Annotated in this window: 10 protein-coding genes; 7 read left to right on the top strand and 3 right to left on the bottom strand. The window is 70.5% G+C overall.

Features of this window, described 5'->3' with window-relative positions; genetic code table 11:
* Positions 1 to 38: 38 nt before the first annotated feature.
* The gene (locus tag O1G22_RS09610) at positions 39 to 1,055 is read right to left on the bottom strand and encodes a hydroxyacid dehydrogenase (RefSeq protein WP_270080956.1); all 1,017 of its coding nucleotides are present in this window, start codon (positions 1,053 to 1,055) and stop codon (positions 39 to 41) included.
* Positions 1,056 to 1,464: 409 nt separating this feature from the next.
* Positions 1,465 to 2,379 (bottom strand): glycoside hydrolase family protein, encoded by a 915-nt coding sequence (locus tag O1G22_RS09605; protein ID WP_270080955.1) that lies wholly within the window; start codon positions 2,377 to 2,379, stop codon positions 1,465 to 1,467.
* A 283-nt stretch (positions 2,380 to 2,662) separates the two neighbouring features.
* Between O1G22_RS09605 and O1G22_RS09600 the strand changes: the two genes are divergently transcribed.
* The 7 genes from O1G22_RS09600 (at position 2,663) to O1G22_RS09570 (ending at position 13,796) form a co-directional block, all read left to right on the top strand.
* Positions 2,663 to 4,012 carry an extracellular solute-binding protein gene (locus O1G22_RS09600; protein ID WP_270080954.1) on the top strand — a complete coding sequence of 450 codons (1,350 nt, stop codon included), beginning with the start codon at positions 2,663 to 2,665 and terminating at the stop codon, positions 4,010 to 4,012.
* Positions 4,009 to 5,007, top strand: a complete 999-nt coding sequence (locus tag O1G22_RS09595) for a carbohydrate ABC transporter permease (protein ID WP_270080953.1) — start codon at positions 4,009 to 4,011, stop codon at positions 5,005 to 5,007. Before O1G22_RS09600 ends, O1G22_RS09595 begins: the two co-directional genes overlap by 4 nt.
* A gap of 29 nt (positions 5,008 to 5,036) precedes the next feature.
* Positions 5,037 to 5,903 carry a carbohydrate ABC transporter permease gene (locus tag O1G22_RS09590; RefSeq protein WP_270086379.1) on the top strand — a complete coding sequence of 289 codons (867 nt, stop codon included), beginning with the start codon at positions 5,037 to 5,039 and terminating at the stop codon, positions 5,901 to 5,903.
* 37 nt (positions 5,904 to 5,940) lie between these two features.
* The gene (locus O1G22_RS09585) at positions 5,941 to 7,467 is read left to right on the top strand and encodes a glycosyl hydrolase family 28 protein (protein ID WP_270080952.1); all 1,527 of its coding nucleotides are present in this window, start codon (positions 5,941 to 5,943) and stop codon (positions 7,465 to 7,467) included.
* The gene (locus tag O1G22_RS09580) at positions 7,464 to 10,802 is read left to right on the top strand and encodes an alginate lyase family protein (protein ID WP_270080951.1); all 3,339 of its coding nucleotides are present in this window, start codon (positions 7,464 to 7,466) and stop codon (positions 10,800 to 10,802) included. Before O1G22_RS09585 ends, O1G22_RS09580 begins: the two co-directional genes overlap by 4 nt.
* 29 nt (positions 10,803 to 10,831) lie before the next feature.
* On the top strand, positions 10,832 to 12,085 hold the full coding sequence (locus O1G22_RS09575) for an alginate lyase family protein (protein ID WP_270080950.1): 1,254 nt from the start codon (positions 10,832 to 10,834) through the stop codon (positions 12,083 to 12,085).
* Positions 12,086 to 12,215: 130 nt separating this feature from the next.
* Positions 12,216 to 13,796 carry a carboxylesterase/lipase family protein gene (locus O1G22_RS09570; protein ID WP_270080949.1) on the top strand — a complete coding sequence of 527 codons (1,581 nt, stop codon included), beginning with the start codon at positions 12,216 to 12,218 and terminating at the stop codon, positions 13,794 to 13,796.
* A 150-nt stretch (positions 13,797 to 13,946) separates the two neighbouring features.
* Here O1G22_RS09570 and O1G22_RS09565 read toward each other — a convergent pair whose 3' ends face one another.
* Positions 13,947 to 15,020 carry a LacI family DNA-binding transcriptional regulator gene (locus O1G22_RS09565; protein WP_270080948.1) on the bottom strand — a complete coding sequence of 358 codons (1,074 nt, stop codon included), beginning with the start codon at positions 15,018 to 15,020 and terminating at the stop codon, positions 13,947 to 13,949.
* Positions 15,021 to 15,047: the final 27 nt, after the last annotated feature.

The raw sequence follows: 15,047 nt of genomic DNA, 5'->3' as shown, positions 1-15,047 counted from the left end.
GGGCCGGCGGGCCTGTGGACGGCGGTCCCCGGTGCCCATCAGGCGACCCGGGCCAGGTCCGCGTGCCGCACCTCGTACAGCGGCGGCAGCCCCGCGGCCAGCCGCTCCAGCTCCTCGACGACGATCGCGCCGAGCCGCTCCAGCTCATTGCCGAGCGAGCCCGCGATGTGCGGGGTGAGGAAGACGTTGGGCAGCCGGTACAGCGGCGAACCGGCGGGCAGCGGCTCGGGCTCGGTGACGTCCAGGACCGCGCGCAGCCGTCCCGAGACCAGCTCGTCGGTCAGCGCCTCGTGGTCGACCAGCGCACCGCGCGCGGTGTTGATCAGCACGCCGCCGTCCCGGACGAGGGCGAGCCGGCCGCGGTCGAGCATGTGGTGGGTCTCGGGGATGTCGGGGGCATGCAGGCTGACGATGTCGCTGTGGCGCAACAGGTCCTCCAGCGGCAGCAGTTCGGCCCCGAGGGCGGCGGCCTCGGCGGGGCTGACGTAGGGGTCGTGCAGCAGGACCGTGAGGTCGAACGGCCGCAGCAGCTCCAGGAGCCGGCGGCCCACCCGGGAGGCCCCGATCACCCCGATGCGGCGGCCGAGATTGCCGGTGGCCGCGGTCTCGGCGGGGCCCGGATAGGTGTGGGTGCGCCGGTAGCGCTCGCGGTGCTCGAAGGTGTCCTTTCCGACGAGCAGGATCATCGCGAGCGTGTACTCCGCCACCGGCAGGGCGTTGCCGGTGACCGCGCTGGACACGGTGACCCCGTGGCTCCACAGGGCCTCGCCGACCAGGGAGCGGACCGAGCCCGCGGCGTGCAGCACGGCCCGCAGCCCGGGGGCGGCGGCCAAGGCACCGGCGTCGAGGTGCGGGCAGCCCCAGCCGGTGATCAGTACGTCGGCCGAGGCGAGGGCGCCGGCGGCCGCCGGGTCGGTGAAGTCCCGTACGACGAGAGCCGGTTCGATGTCGGCCGCGCGTGTCAGCCGGGTCATGAGCGGCGGCGGGAAGAGCAACGGAAGATGCACCGGATCCATCGCGAACACGGCTCGCGGCGGCTGGAGGCTGGGGGGCATGGCTCTCCTGACGAACGGCGGTAGAAACGTTTTCAGAAAGCGCCTTCTACCGTATGTCTGACGGGAACGGACGGTCAACGGTCGGGGGTGGAAGCCGGGTCGCGGCGGGCCGGGAACGGGCCAGGCCTGGGGCGGCACTGGGCGGAGACCGGTCGAGGACGGTGCGCCGGCCTCCACGCGCGTGCCTCGGTGTGCCAGGTTGCACCGATGACGTGCGGCCCTGATCGCAGACCGCATCGAAATCGGTTACCGGATTTTTCGGAGTCACTCCGGTCTCTACGGAGGGCGGTCGGATTCCGGTGGGCCCGGGCGGCACAGGCTCGGGCGGCACAGGGCTGTGCGTCCGCCGGACGGCCGCGCGCCGAGGTGTGCGCCGTACGACGTCGCGTGGGGGAGTCCGCCGCAGGGCTCAGCCGGCTGTTCCACCGCGCCAAGCCGGGGTGAGGCCCGCGGCCAGCGGTGCCACGGGTGTCTCCGGGGCGCAGGTCAGCCGGCCGCCCTGCACCTCCAGCCGGGTGGCGCGGACGACCGACCGGCGGCCGGCGGGATCGTCCTCGTCCGCCGTGAAGTACCACAGCACCGCCGCCGCATCGCCCTGCTCCAAGGCCATGGCGTGGTGGCCCTCGGGCTCCTCCGCGAGCAGCTGGTACGGCTCCCGTGTCCAGGTGTCCAGGTCGGCGGAGCGGTAGACCGACAGGCCCTTCCAGTTGTCGGTCACCATCCAGTACACCCCGGCCGGCCGGAACACCGTCGGTCCCTCCTGCGACTGGTCGGTGGCGGCCGGAGCGGTACGCGTCCAGGTGTACAGGTCGCGGGAGTGCGCGGTGTGCAGATGGGAGTCGTCACGCTCGTCCTTGAACCACATGCGCCAGCCGGCCCCGCCGGGCAGCGGATGCACGGCCGCGTCGATCACCCGGTCGCTGCCCAGGTCGAGCACCGAGCGGAACTCCCAGCGCAGCAGGTCGGCCGAGGCGTAGTGCCGCACCTGCGCGTCGCCGACCCAGGAACTGCGCACGCCGGCGAGGCACGTGACGTACATGTGGTAGCCGCCGGCACCGTCCGCGAGCACCTCGGGCGCCCAGTACGTCATACGGCCCGGCCGGTGCTCCAGCCCCTCCGCGATGCCGCGATGACCCCAGGTGCGACCCTCGTCCGCGCTGACGGCGATGCCGATGTCCGTGCCGTGCACCCACTCCGCGCCCGAGCAGTCCAGGCCGGCTCGGCGCTGGGTGTAGTACATCCACCACTCGCCGGTCGCGCGGTGGCGGATCACGGTCGGATCGGTGGGACCGGCATGCACCGGATCGCGCACGACGAGTGGCATGTCAGGGCTCCTTGAACGGGTGAAAACGGGCAGGTGGAGTGGCATCTGCTGTAGAAACCGGTTGCCGTGATCCAGCGCAGCGTACGGGTCGTTCCGGCGGTCCGCCGCTTCCTCTCAGGGTTTTCGAAAGTTCGTCATGCCTCTTGACGCGCGGTGTCTTCCGGAAGAAGCTCCCTGGCACCGCCTGTAGAAACCGGTTCCCGAAATTTCGCACACCGGGCCTCCGCCACCCCCCAGCCCCCGGTGCACGTTCGTTCATCCCAGCGAAGAGAGTGGGTAGTTCATGCACACCCAGGCCGGCGCTCGTGTGAGCCGCCGTCGTTTCCTCGCCCTCTCAGCGGGCGGTGCCGCGGCAGGGGCGGCGGCACTGAGCGGATGCGCTCTGCAGGTGTCGTCCGGGGTGAGCGGCTCGGGAGAGACCGTCACCGTGATGGTCAACTCCGGCGACATCACCACGGATCAGGTCCAGCAGGCGAAGAAGAAGCTCGGCATCAAGATCAACCTGGTGAAGTACGACATCACCAAGCTCATCGCCATGCTCACCAGTGGCAACCCGCCCGACCTGGTGCGCGGCGTCGGCGCCGTGGAGGCGGCGTACTTCGCGGCACGCGACGTGGCCGAGGAACTGGACCCCTACTTCGCCCGGAGCAGCGTCCTCAAGCCCGACGACCTGGACCCGGTCAACGACCTGTGGCGGTTCGACGGCCGGACCCAGGGCAGGGGCCCGCGCTACGGCATGGCGAAGGACTACTCCCAGGACTCCATGTACTGGTACAACACCTCGGCCTTCGACCACGCGGGCGTCGACTACCCGCCGGAGACCGAACCCATCACCTACGAGGCGTGGCTGGAGAACGCGAAGCGCCTCGTCCAGCGCAAGAACGGCCAGACCACCGTCTTCGGCGGCAGCTACAGCGGCCTGTACCGGTGCACCCTCCTGGCGACCATGGCGGCGTCGGCCGGAGGCAGCCTCTTCAACGAGGACTTCTCCCGGGCCGACTTCACCACCCCCGAGGTCCGCAAGGCGCTGGCCTGGTACATCGACTACTGCAAGACCAAGGTCGGGCCCAGCCTCATCCAGCCCGACCCCAACGGCTGGGACGGACCCACCTACCAGGCCGGGCGGATGGCCATGTCGAACTCCGGCTACTGGCTGGGCGGCATGATCAACACCGACAAGAAGCTGGCTTCGATGTCCCGCCTGGCTCCCGCCCCGATCATGGCGGGCGGCCGGCGGATCAGCGCCTGCCAGGGCGGCACCGGCCTGTGGATGCCCCGCAAGGCGAAGAACAAGGACGCCGCATGGCGGGTCTTCGAGTGGTTCTTCGGTGAGGAGCCCGCCAAGGACCGCGCCTCCGGAGGCTGGGGCATCCCCACTCTGAAGTCCCTGAGGCCGCTGATGCCGGCCCAGACGGACTCCCAGAAGCGCGTGCTGAAGGCGCAGGAGAACGAGCTGAAGCACTTCTCGGTGGTCTCCTTCACCCCCTACGCCAGGGCGGACGCGCTCGACGCCCTCTTCAACCAGGCCGCCCCGGCCGCGATGAACGGCGAGATCTCCGCCGACACCCTTGCGGGACACCTGAACTCGGTCATCAACGAGCAGCTGAAGCGCGGTAAGGAGCAGGTGGGATGACAGCCGACCAGATCGCCTCCGTCACGGACCGGCCCCGCCCCCTCGCGAGCACCGGCCGGTCCCGGGCCGGCGGCCGGCCGCGGACCTCCGTGACCGGCCGCAGGCACCGGGCGTTCTACCTGTTCACCTCACCCTGGATCATCGGGTTCCTGCTGCTGACAGTCGTCCCCATGGCGTACGCGCTGTGGTTGAGTTTCACCACCTTCGACGGCATATCACCGCACTGGCGGTACGTCGGACTCGGGAACTACCGCGAGCTGTTCTCGGACTCGGTGACCTGGCAGGCCCTGGGGCGCGCCGGACTGTTCGCCGCGACGTCCGTGCCGCTGTCGATCATCGCGGGACTCGCGCTCGCGCTCCTGGTCAACCGGCCGGTCAAGGGCCGCGGCGTGTTCCGCACCCTGCTCTACCTGCCGGCTGTGGTGCCGCCGGTCGGCGCGGGCATCGCCTTCAAGCAGCTCTTCGACCAGAACTCCGGCGCCGCCAACGGCATTCTGACCTCACTCGGCTTCGACGCCATCGGCTGGCTCGCCGACCCCTACGCCCGCTACGTGCTGCTGATGACGTTGCTCTGGGCCGCCGGAAACATCATGATCATCTCGTTGGCCGGGCTTCAGGACGTACCCCGCGAGCTCCACGAGGCGGCCCGCATCGACGGGGCGAGCGCGTGGCGGACCTTCCGCAGCATCACCGTGCCGCTGCTGTCACCCGTCCTGCTCTTCCAGACGGTCACCGGGATGATCGCCTCGGTGCAGACCATCATGCCGCTGCTGCTGGCCCCCCTCGGTGACACGAGCGGCATCACCACGGTCCCGCAGTCCAACTACCTCTACATGATGCACGTGTTCGCGCAGTACTTCGCGCTCGGCCGCTACGGCTACGCCTCCGCACTGCTGTGGGTGCTCTTCGTCCTGATCCTCGTCACGACCGGACTCGTTTTTAAGTTCACGTCCGGCGTGGTGTTCTACAACGTCGACCCGGAGGCGAAGAAGTGACCGCCACCAGCCTGCCCACGAAGCCGACCGTGTCCTCCGCGTCCTCGGGGTCTCGCGCCACCGACGTCCGTGTCCGGGTACGCGTCAACCGCCTCGTCCTCTACACCGCCCTGGTCGTCGTCACCGGCCTCTTCCTCGGCCCCTTCGGCTGGCTGGTCCTCACCGGGCTGAAGACCCAGGGCGAACTGGCCGCCTCACCCGTGCACTGGCTGCCCGCACACGTCCAATGGCACAATTTCGCCGACGCCTTCACCCAGATCGACTTCCTCGGCTACGCCCGGAACTCGCTGATCATCTCCCTCATCTATGCCACGCTGGTCACCCTCAGCTCGGCCTGGGTCGGCTTCGGATTCGCCCGGCTGACCGCGCCCGGTAAGAAGACGCTGTTCGGCATCCTCCTCGGCTCGATGATGCTGCCGCAGATGGTCACCCTGCTGCCGACCTACCTGATCTTCGCCAAGCTCGGCATGGTCGACACCTACTGGCCCTGGGTCCTGTGGGGCCTGTCCTCAGCGCCGTACCTGGTCTTCCTCTTCCGGCAGTTCTTCGCCGGTCTGCCACGCGAGCTGGAAGAGGCCGCGATCGTCGACGGCTGCGGCTACACGGGGATCTTCTGGCGGATCTTCCTGCCGCAGTCCTGGCCGGTACTGGCAGCGAGCTTCATCATCGCCTTCACCTGGACCTGGGGCGACTACATCGCCCCGCAGCTGCTGCTGTCCACCGACCGCACCACGCTCGCCGTCGCCGTGATGACCACCTACGTCACCGACGCCGGCACACCCGTCCCCCAACTCCAGGCCGCCGCCTCGGTGATGTACGTCGTCCCCATCCTCCTCATCTTCCTCGTCGCCCAGCGCGGCTTCGTCGCCGGCATGTCCACCTCCGGCCTCAAGTAACTCCCCTGCAACTCCGGTCTTTTGTAAGGAGCCCCGCATGAACCCGTCCCTGTCCCGCCGCACCGCCCTCCAAGCGGCCGGCGCCACCGTGCTCGCCGCCGGCCTGTCCGGACTCGCGACCACCGCGGCCCGGGCGGACAGTGCCGACTCGGCCCCGAAGCTGGTCACCTACCCGCTCCCGTCGGGCATGCCGACCAACACCAGCTTCAAGGTGCGGGTGCGCACCGCCCCCGACGGCGACTGGCAGACCCTCGACATCTGGCGGCCGCAGCTGGAGGAGATCAACCCGGCCACCGGCTCGGGCAAGGTCTACAACTCCTCCATGGTGTACTTCGACTTCCGGGGCTCCGCCGAGATCGAGGTCACCTACCTCAAGGGCGGCACCACCAAGGCCCGGATCAGACCCGACTCCCTCGGGATCACGCCCGACCTCCTCGGCGACACCCTGCGCTTCACCCTCGACGAGCCGCGTGACGTCGTCGTCCAGATCAACGACGAGATCTTCGACTGCCTGCACATCGTCACCAATCACATCGACCCGAACCCGCCCTCCGCCGACGACCCCGACATCCTCTACTTCGGCCCCGGCGTGCACTCCGTCACCGGCAACGTCCTCACCGTCCCCAGCGGCAAGACCGTCTACCTGGCAGGCGGCGCCGTCCTGACCGCGCAGGTCTACTTCAAGGACGTGGAGAAGGCCGCCGTCACCGGCCGCGGCGTGATCGCCAGCCCGACCAACGGCATACTCTGCGAGGGCAGCAAGAACATCCGCATCGAGGACGTCATCGTCCTCAACCCCCGCGGCGGCTACGTCACCACCCTCGGCGAGAGCCAGAACGTCCACATCAACAAGCTGCGCGGATTCAGCTCCCGCGGCAACGGCGACGGCATCGACATCTTCTCCTCCAGCGACGTCGTCCTCGACGGCTGCTTCCTGCGCAACTCCGACGACTGCATCGCCATCTACGCCCACCGCTGGAACTACTACGGCGACACCCGCGACATCACCGTCCAGAACTGCACCCTGTGGGCCGACGTCGCCCACCCCGTCAACATCGGCACCCACGGCAACACCGACGCCCCCGAGGTCATCGAGAACCTCGTCATCAAGAACCTCGACATCCTCGACCACCGCGAACCCCAGATGAACTACCAGGGCTGCATCGCCCTCAATCCGGGCGACTCCAACCTGATCCAGAACGTGCGCATCGAGGACATCCGCATCGAGGACTTCCGCTGGGGCCAGGTGCTCAACATGCGGGTGATGTACAACACCAAGTACAACACCTCGGTCGGCCGCGGCATCGAGAACGTCTACATCAAGAACCTCAGCTACACCGGCACCCACGCCAACCCGTCGATCTTCGTCGGCTACGACGCCGACCACGCCATCAAGAACGTCACGTTCGAGAACCTCGTGATCAACGGCCAGGTCATCGCCGACTCGATGAAGAAGCCCAAGTGGTACCTGACCACGGACACGATCCAGTGGTACTACAACGAGCACGTCCAGAACCTGACGTTCCTCACCACCGCCGAGGCCGAGGCGGCTCAGACGTCATGACGAACCCCGCACCGAGCCGCCGGGGCTTCCTCGGCGGCGCGGCCGCCCTGCTGCTGGCGTCCGGCACGAGCGGCCTCCTCGTCCCCGGCACCGCCCAGGCCGCCGACCGGAACGGCACCACCCCGGCCGCGCCCTTCACCCACCCCGGACTGCTGCACAGCACCGCCGACCTCGCCCGCATGAAGGCAGCGGTCGCCGCGCAGCAATCCCCCGTCCACGACGGCTACCTGGCGTTCGCCGCCCACGCCCGCTCGCAGTCCACGTACACCGTCCAGAACACCGGTCAGATCACCTCCTGGGGCCGCGGACCCGCCAACTACCAGAACCAGGCCGTCGCCGACTCGGCCGCCGCCTACCAGAACGCCCTGATGTGGTGCGTCACCGGCGACCGCGCCCACGCCGACAAGGCCCGCGACATCCTGAACGCCTGGTCGTCGTCCCTGACGACGGTCACCGGCGCCGACGGCCCGCTCGGCGCGGGACTGCAGGCCTTCAAGTTCGTCAACGCCGCCGAACTGCTACGGCACAGCGACTACGACGGATGGGCCGACGCCGACATCAGCCGCTGCGAACGGTCCTTCCTGGACGTCTGGTATCCGGCGATCTCCGGCTACATGCTCTACGCCAACGGCAACTGGGACCTGACGTCCATTCAATCCACCTTGGCCATCGGCGTGTTCTGCGAGCAGCGCACGCTCTTCGAGGACGCGCTGCGCTTCGCCGCAGCCGGCGCCGGCAACGGCAGCGTCCGCCACCGCGTCGTCACCGACGCCGGCCAGGGCCAGGAGTCCGGCCGCGACCAGGGCCACGAGCAACTGGCGGTCGGCCTCATGGGCGACGCCGCCCAGGTCGCCTGGAACCAGGGCGTCGACCTGTGGGGATACGCCGGAAACCGCATTCTCGCCAACGCCGAGTACGCGGCCCGGTACAACCTCGGCGGCGACGTCCCCTTCACCCCCGACCTCGACCGCACCGGCAAGTACATCAAGACGTCCGTGTCCGCCGTCTCCCGAGGCAACCTCCCACCGATCTACGAGATGTACTACGCCCACTACGCCGGCGTCCGCGGCCTCGACACCCCGAACACCAAGGCGGCCGTCTTCCGCGGCACCGGCGGCACACGCGCCGTCGAGGGCAGCAACGACGACCTGCCCGGCTTCGGCACCTTCGCCTACGCCGGCACCGAGGCCCCGGCGCCGACCGCGCCGACGCCCCCCGCAGGGGTCACGGCGGTGGGCGACGGCACCGGCATCACCGTGGCATGGCTGCCGTCCGCGTGGGCGACGACCTACGCCGTCCACCGGGCCACCCGGCCCGAGGGACCGTACGAGGAGATCGCGTCGGCCGTCGACGGCACGACCTACACCGACGACGCCCACGGCGCCCGCACCCGCTACTACACCGTCACCGCCGCCAACTCCCAGGGCGGCAGCGCCGAATCGAGCCCCGTCGCCGCCTGCGCCGGACTCCCCGAACCCTGGTCCACCCAGGACCTCGGCGAGGTGCGGATCCCCGGCTCCGCCGCCTTCGACGGCGAACGGTTCGTCCTGGAGGCCTCCGGCACCGCCGACACCTACCGCCTCGTCCACCTCCCGATGCCGGGCGACGGGTCGATCACCGCGAGGATCGTGTTCCCGCTCAGCTCGCAGTACTCCAAGATCGGCGTGACTCTCCGCGACACCCTCGACCCGGGCGCCGCACACGCCTCGATGCTGATCCAGGGGCTGCCCCTGCACACCTGGAGCGGCGTGTGGAGCGTACGCCCCGAACCGGGCGCCCCGATCTCGGCGACCGGCAGCACCCCCGTACCGCCCACCCAGCAGCAGACGATCACCGAGACCGCCGCCTTCCCCCTCTCCGACCTCGGCGCCCTCCCCGAATCGGCCACCCCGCTCCAGGCGCCCTACGTCGAAGGCGCCGGCGACGGCTACCGGCTGCGCGCACCGTACTGGGTACGGGTCACCCGCAGGGGCCGCCGCTGCACCGGCGCCATCTCCCCGGACGGCATCCGCTGGACCGAAGTCGGCTCCACCGACGTCGAGTTGGGCCACACCGCATACGCGGGCCTCGTCCTCACCTCCTGCCTCGGCGTCGACCAGGCCTACGCCGAGACCGGCACCGGCGCCTTCGACAACGTCACCGTCGGCTCCGCGACCACGGGCGAGATCTGGTCCGTACCACGCCCCGCCCGCACCACCACCGACCTGACCGCGACCACCGGCCCCGACGCCGTGGAGCTGGCCTGGACCGACCCGGACCTCTCCGCCCGCTGCAAGGTGCTGCGCGCCACCGGCGCCGACGGCCCGTACGAGACCATCGCGACCGGTGTCGCACCCGTCGGCTTCGGCACCCGCCTGCGGTACACCGACGCCACCGGCACACCCGGGACGACGTACCACTACGTCGTCACGAAGACGAACTGCGGCGGCCGCGGACCCCTGTCACAGCCCGCCTCCGCCATGATGCCCACCCCTTCCGTACCCCAACTCACCTCAGCCACCGCCGCGTTCGCCAACAGAGGCGTCTTCTTCAGCCACCTCCTGCGCGGCTCCCACGAGCCCGTCCGCTTCACCGCCGACGGACTGCCCGACGGACTCCGCCTGGACCAGCGCACCGGCCTGATCTCCGGAACCCCCACCCGGACCGGCGAGTTCACGGTCACGACCGGCGCCGGCAACGCGGCGGGCACCGGCACCGGCACCCTGACCCTCACCGTCGGCACACCACCACCCGCCCCCTGGACGTACGGCGACCTCGGCGACCCCGTGCTCGACGACCGCGCCTTCGGGACCCTCGGCGTGGTCGCCATCCGCACCCCGGGCAGCACCTCCCACGCCGACGGCACCTTCACCGTCCGCGGCGCCGGCACCGACCTGAACGTCAACAACCAGGCGATGACAGGTCAGTTCGTACGGCAGTACGTCACCGGCGACTGCGAGATCACCGCCCGGCTCGTCTCCCGCACGGGCGCGGGCGCCGACCGGGTCGGCCTGCTCATGGCCAAGTCGCTGTCCCCCTTCGACCAGGCCGCCGGTGCCATCGTCTCCGGCGGCACCACCGCACAGCTCATGCTGCGCACCACCGTCGCCGGAAAGTCCGCCTTCACCGGCAACGGCACCGCCGTCCTCCCCGGCCTGCTGCGCCTGAGGCGCAGCGGAACCACCTTCACCGCCGCCCTCTCCACCGATGACGGCGCCACCTGGACCACCCTCGCCACCGGCGAGATCCCCGGCTTCGGTGACGCCCCCTATCACGTGGGCCTCGTGGTCTGCTCCCGCGACCCGCTGGCCCGCTGCACCACCGAGTTCGACGAGGTGACCATCACCACCAACTGAATCCCCCCACGGATGGGAGATGCCCCACCATGAGCCGCACATCCCCCCACCGCTCCATCCCCACCGGTGAGTTGAGCCGTCGCGGTCTGCTGAAGACCGCCGGCGGCCTCACCGCGGCCGTCGCACTGGGTGCCGCGTCCGCCACCACCACGGCGAACGCGGCCCCCGCGACCTTCACCCACCCCGGCATGCTGCACAACGCCGGAGACATCAACCGCGCCAAGGTCAGGGTCGCCGCGGGCGACGACCCCTGGCTGTCCGGCTGGAACCGGCTGACCGCCAACTCCCACTCCCAGTCCACCTGGACACCCAACCCGCAGGCCACCGTCTACCGAGGCTCGGGCTACCCCGAGAACTACGGCATCCTCTACAACGACATCGCCGCCGCCTACCAGAACGCCCTGCGCTGGGTCGTCGGCGGCACCAGCGCCAACGCGGACTGCGCCGTCCGCATCCTCAACGCCTGGGCGAACACCCTGACCTCCATCCAGGGCACCGCCGACCGCTTCCTCGCCGCCGGCATCTACGGCTGGGAGTTCTGCCAGGCCGCCGAACTCATGCGCGGCTACGCCGGGTTCGACCTGACGGCGTTCCAGCAGATGATGCTGAACGTCTTCTACCCGATGAACAACGACTTCCTGACCCACCACAACGGCGCCTGCATCACCAACTACTGGGCGAACTGGGACCTGTGCAACATGGCCTCCGTCCTGGCCATCGGGATCCTCACCGACGACGCCGCCACGTACGACCAGGCCGTCACCTACTTCAAGACCGGTGCCGGAAACGGCTCCATCCAGCACGCGGTCCCGTTCCTCTACCCGAACGTCGAGGGCTACGACCTCGGCCAGTGGCAGGAGTCCGGCCGCGACCAGGGCCACACCGTCATGGGCATGGGCCAGATGGGCGCCATCTGCGAAATGGCCTGGAACCAGGGCGACGACCTCTACTCCTACGACAGCCGGAGGTTCTTCAAAGCCGCCCAGTACGTCGCCAAGTACAACCTGGGCAACGACGTCCCGTTCACCACCTACACCTGGGGCAGCGGCACGAACTGCGCCCAGAACTCGCAGTCCGTGATCTCCTCCGCCTCCCGCGGCCAGATCCGCCCGGTCTGGGCCATGCTCCACTTCCACTACAACCGCCGTCTGTACCTCGACGACAAGTACATCTCCGCCATGTACTACAACCTCGTCGCCCCCGAGGGCGGCGGCGGCGACTACGGCTCCACCAGCGGCGGCTACGACCAGCTCGGCTTCGGCACCCTGATGTACGCCAAGTGATGATCCTGTCACTGTCCGTCTCCGGATAGCCCGAACGGCCCTCCCGCGCGCCCGTGCACCGGAATACCGGACGCTTCTGTGGTGCTCTGTATGCACGGTGCACGAGTGCGCGGCGAAGGGCTGGTGGGCGATGACGGCAGACCAGGCGAACCCCGAGTTCAGGCCCGAGGCCACCACGCCGTACGGGGCCGTGCGTGGCCGGTACGAGCACGGCGTCGCGGTGTTCCGGGGCATCCCCTACGCCGCCCCGCCCTTCGGCCCCCGCCGGTTCCGCCCGCCCCAGCCGCCCGAACCCTGGGACGGGGTGCGCGACGCCGGCGCCTTCGGCCCGACCGCGCCGAAACCGCCGTACTCCGAGGCGTTCGCCCAGTACCTGTCCGACCCCGACATCCCCGGCGACGACTGCCTCAACCTCAACATCTGGACCCCCGCCCCCGACCCGGGCGCCCGCCTCCCCGTCCTGCTCTGGCTCCACGGCGGCGCCCTGACGAGAGGATCCTCGGCCGTCCCCGTCTACGGCGGCGCCTCCTTCGCCCGCGACGGAGTCGTCTGCGTCTCGGTCAACTACCGCCTGGGCGTGGAAGGTTACGGACTGTTCCCCGACGCACCCCCCAACCCCGGCCTGCGCGACCAGCTCGCCGCCCTGCACTGGGTGCACGACGCCATCGGCGCCTTCGGCGGCGACCCGGACCGGATCACCCTGTGCGGGCAGTCGGCCGGCGCCATCAGTGCCGGCGCCCTGCTCGCCGCACCCGCGGCCCAGGGCCTCGTCCGGCGGGCGGTCCTGCAGAGCGGCCCACCCGAGGCGTCCGACCGGGAAAAGGTACGGCGCATGGTGCGCCGCATGGCGGGCCGGCTGAAGATCCCCGCCACCGCCGAGGCCTTCGCCGCCGTCGACCGCGACCTGCTGCTGCGCACCCAGGCCGAAGCCGGCCGACTCAGCAGCCCCGTCCTCGGCGGACCCGCCTTCGGCATCGTCGTGGACGGCGACCTCGTGCCCCGCGACCCGCTCCAGGCCCTGATCGACGGCGACGCCGCCCAGGGCGTCGACCTGCTGATGGGCTGGACCCGCGACGAGTACCGGCTCTGGCTCGTCCCCGGCGGCCTGCTGGAGCGCGTCGACCGGCTCGGCCCGGTCGCCCTCGCCGGCGCCATGGCCCGCTGCCACACCGGCCACGAGGTGCCCCGCGGCTACCGCGCCCTGCACCCCGACGCCGGCGCCGCCGAGACCGTCGGCCAGATGGTCACCGACCACCTGCTGCGCGTCCCGCTGCACCGCCTCGCCGACGCCCGCCCCGGCACCTCCCACCTCTACGAGTTCGCCTGGCCCTCCCGCCTCCCCGGCCTCGGCGCCTGCCACGCCCTGGAACTGGGCTTCGTCTTCGACACCGGCGACGTCCCCGAATCGAAGAAACTCGCCGGCGAGGGCGCCCCGCGGGACCTGTGCGAGGCGATGCACACGGCCTGGGTGCGCTTCGCGGCAACCGGAAACCCCGGCTGGCAGGCCTGGGACGCCTCCCATCCGGTGCGGATCTTCGGCGATGGTGACCCGTATACCGCATACGGTCCACGGGATGCGGAGATCAACCTCTGGTCGACCGCCCCCACCGTCCCGGAACCCACCCCCGCCCCGGACATCCGGGCCCCGGGAGCGGAGTGGGCAGCGGCGGTACGACGCCTGCGGCGGTCGGTGGGGACGCGACGGCGGTGATTGTCTACGGTCGACTGTCGCCAGAAGGCAGCAGACGGCAGACAGACGACCGAGGCAGATCGTCGTCGGTCGACTGTCGCCGGTACACAGTAGACAGACGACCAACCACGTGCCGGATCGTCGTAGGTCGACCGTCGACGATCCGCCCCCTCACCCCCCAACCGCCCTCACCGACCCCCGCACCACCACATGCGTGCCCAGCAGCAGATGCTCGCCGGCGGAAGCGGGGGAGGCAGCGGAGTCCGAGGAGTGGCCGAGGGCGGTACGGACGGCGAGGCGGCCCAGTTCCTCGTACGGCACGTGCACGGTGGTCAGCGCCGGATGCAGGTCGCGGGCGAACGGTATGTCGTCGTACCCGGCCAGCGACACGTCCCCCGGGACGTCCAGCCCGGCCTCGTGGAGCGCGGTCAGGGCGCCCGCCGCGACCATGTCGGTCGCGGCCACCACGGCCGTGAAGTCCAGCTCCTGCTCCAGCGCCCGGCGCATCAGCCGGTGCCCGGAGTCGCGGGTGAAGTCGCCGTGCAGCAGCAGGTCCGGGTCGGGTTCCAGACCGCGGGCGCGATGCGCACCGAGGTAACCGCGCTCGCGGCCCTGCGCCGTGGTGTGGTCCGGCTTGCCGCCGAGGAACAGCACCCGCCGGTGGCCCTGGGCGAGGACGTGCGCCACCAGCGCATACGCCCCGCCCTCGTTGTCGTACTCGATGACCGTCACCGGCGCGCCCGGACCGAGCGGTGGCCGCCCGCACAGCACCAGCCGGGAACCGGCCGAGGCCAGCGAGTCGGCGATGCGGCGCGTGCGCTCGCGGTACTCGGGCGTGTCCGCCGTACCGCCGACCAGGATCACCGCCGCCGCCCGCTGGGCGCGCATCGTCTCGATGAAGTCCAGTTCCTGCCGCAGGTCTCCGTCCGTGCTGCACACCAGGCACAGATGCCCGAGCCGCGCGGCCTCGCGCTCCACTCCCCGCGCCATGTGCGCGAACGACGGCCCGGTGATGTCCTCCAGCACGAACGCCAGGGTCGGCGTACCGACCCCGGCGACGGCCTTCGCGCGGGCGTCGGCCACGTAGTCCATCTCGTGCACGGCCCGCATCACCCGGCTCCGGGTCGCCGTGCTCACCGGATACACCCCGCCCAGCACCCGGGACACGGTCGACGCGGACACCCCGGCCCGCGCGGCGACATCCCGGATCGTGCTCCGCCCGGCGGCCTCGCTCTTCCTGGTCATCCCCAGCCCTCCGCACCGTCGGGAACT

The organism is Streptomyces camelliae (genome assembly GCF_027625935.1).
In the GTDB taxonomy this organism is placed as follows: Bacteria; Actinomycetota; Actinomycetes; order Streptomycetales; family Streptomycetaceae; genus Streptomyces; species Streptomyces camelliae.
The sequence above is the reverse complement of the archived record's forward strand: the minus strand, read 5'-3'. Positions and strand labels throughout refer to the sequence as shown.

What these genes read in the sequence shown, in the direction of transcription:
- O1G22_RS09565 (WP_270080948.1), bottom strand. Translation starts at nt 15,020, where the DNA reads ATGACCAGGAAGAGCGAGGCCGCCGGGCGGAGCACGATCCGGGATGTC.
- O1G22_RS09570 (WP_270080949.1), top strand. Translation starts at nt 12,216, where the DNA reads ATGACGGCAGACCAGGCGAACCCCGAGTTCAGGCCCGAGGCCACCACG.
- O1G22_RS09585 (WP_270080952.1), top strand. Translation starts at nt 5,941, where the DNA reads ATGAACCCGTCCCTGTCCCGCCGCACCGCCCTCCAAGCGGCCGGCGCC.
- O1G22_RS09595 (WP_270080953.1), top strand. Translation starts at nt 4,009, where the DNA reads ATGACAGCCGACCAGATCGCCTCCGTCACGGACCGGCCCCGCCCCCTC.
- O1G22_RS09575 (WP_270080950.1), top strand. Translation starts at nt 10,832, where the DNA reads ATGAGCCGCACATCCCCCCACCGCTCCATCCCCACCGGTGAGTTGAGC.
- O1G22_RS09610 (WP_270080956.1), bottom strand. Translation starts at nt 1,055, where the DNA reads ATGCCCCCCAGCCTCCAGCCGCCGCGAGCCGTGTTCGCGATGGATCCG.
- O1G22_RS09580 (WP_270080951.1), top strand. Translation starts at nt 7,464, where the DNA reads ATGACGAACCCCGCACCGAGCCGCCGGGGCTTCCTCGGCGGCGCGGCC.
- O1G22_RS09600 (WP_270080954.1), top strand. Translation starts at nt 2,663, where the DNA reads ATGCACACCCAGGCCGGCGCTCGTGTGAGCCGCCGTCGTTTCCTCGCC.
- O1G22_RS09605 (WP_270080955.1), bottom strand. Translation starts at nt 2,379, where the DNA reads ATGCCACTCGTCGTGCGCGATCCGGTGCATGCCGGTCCCACCGATCCG.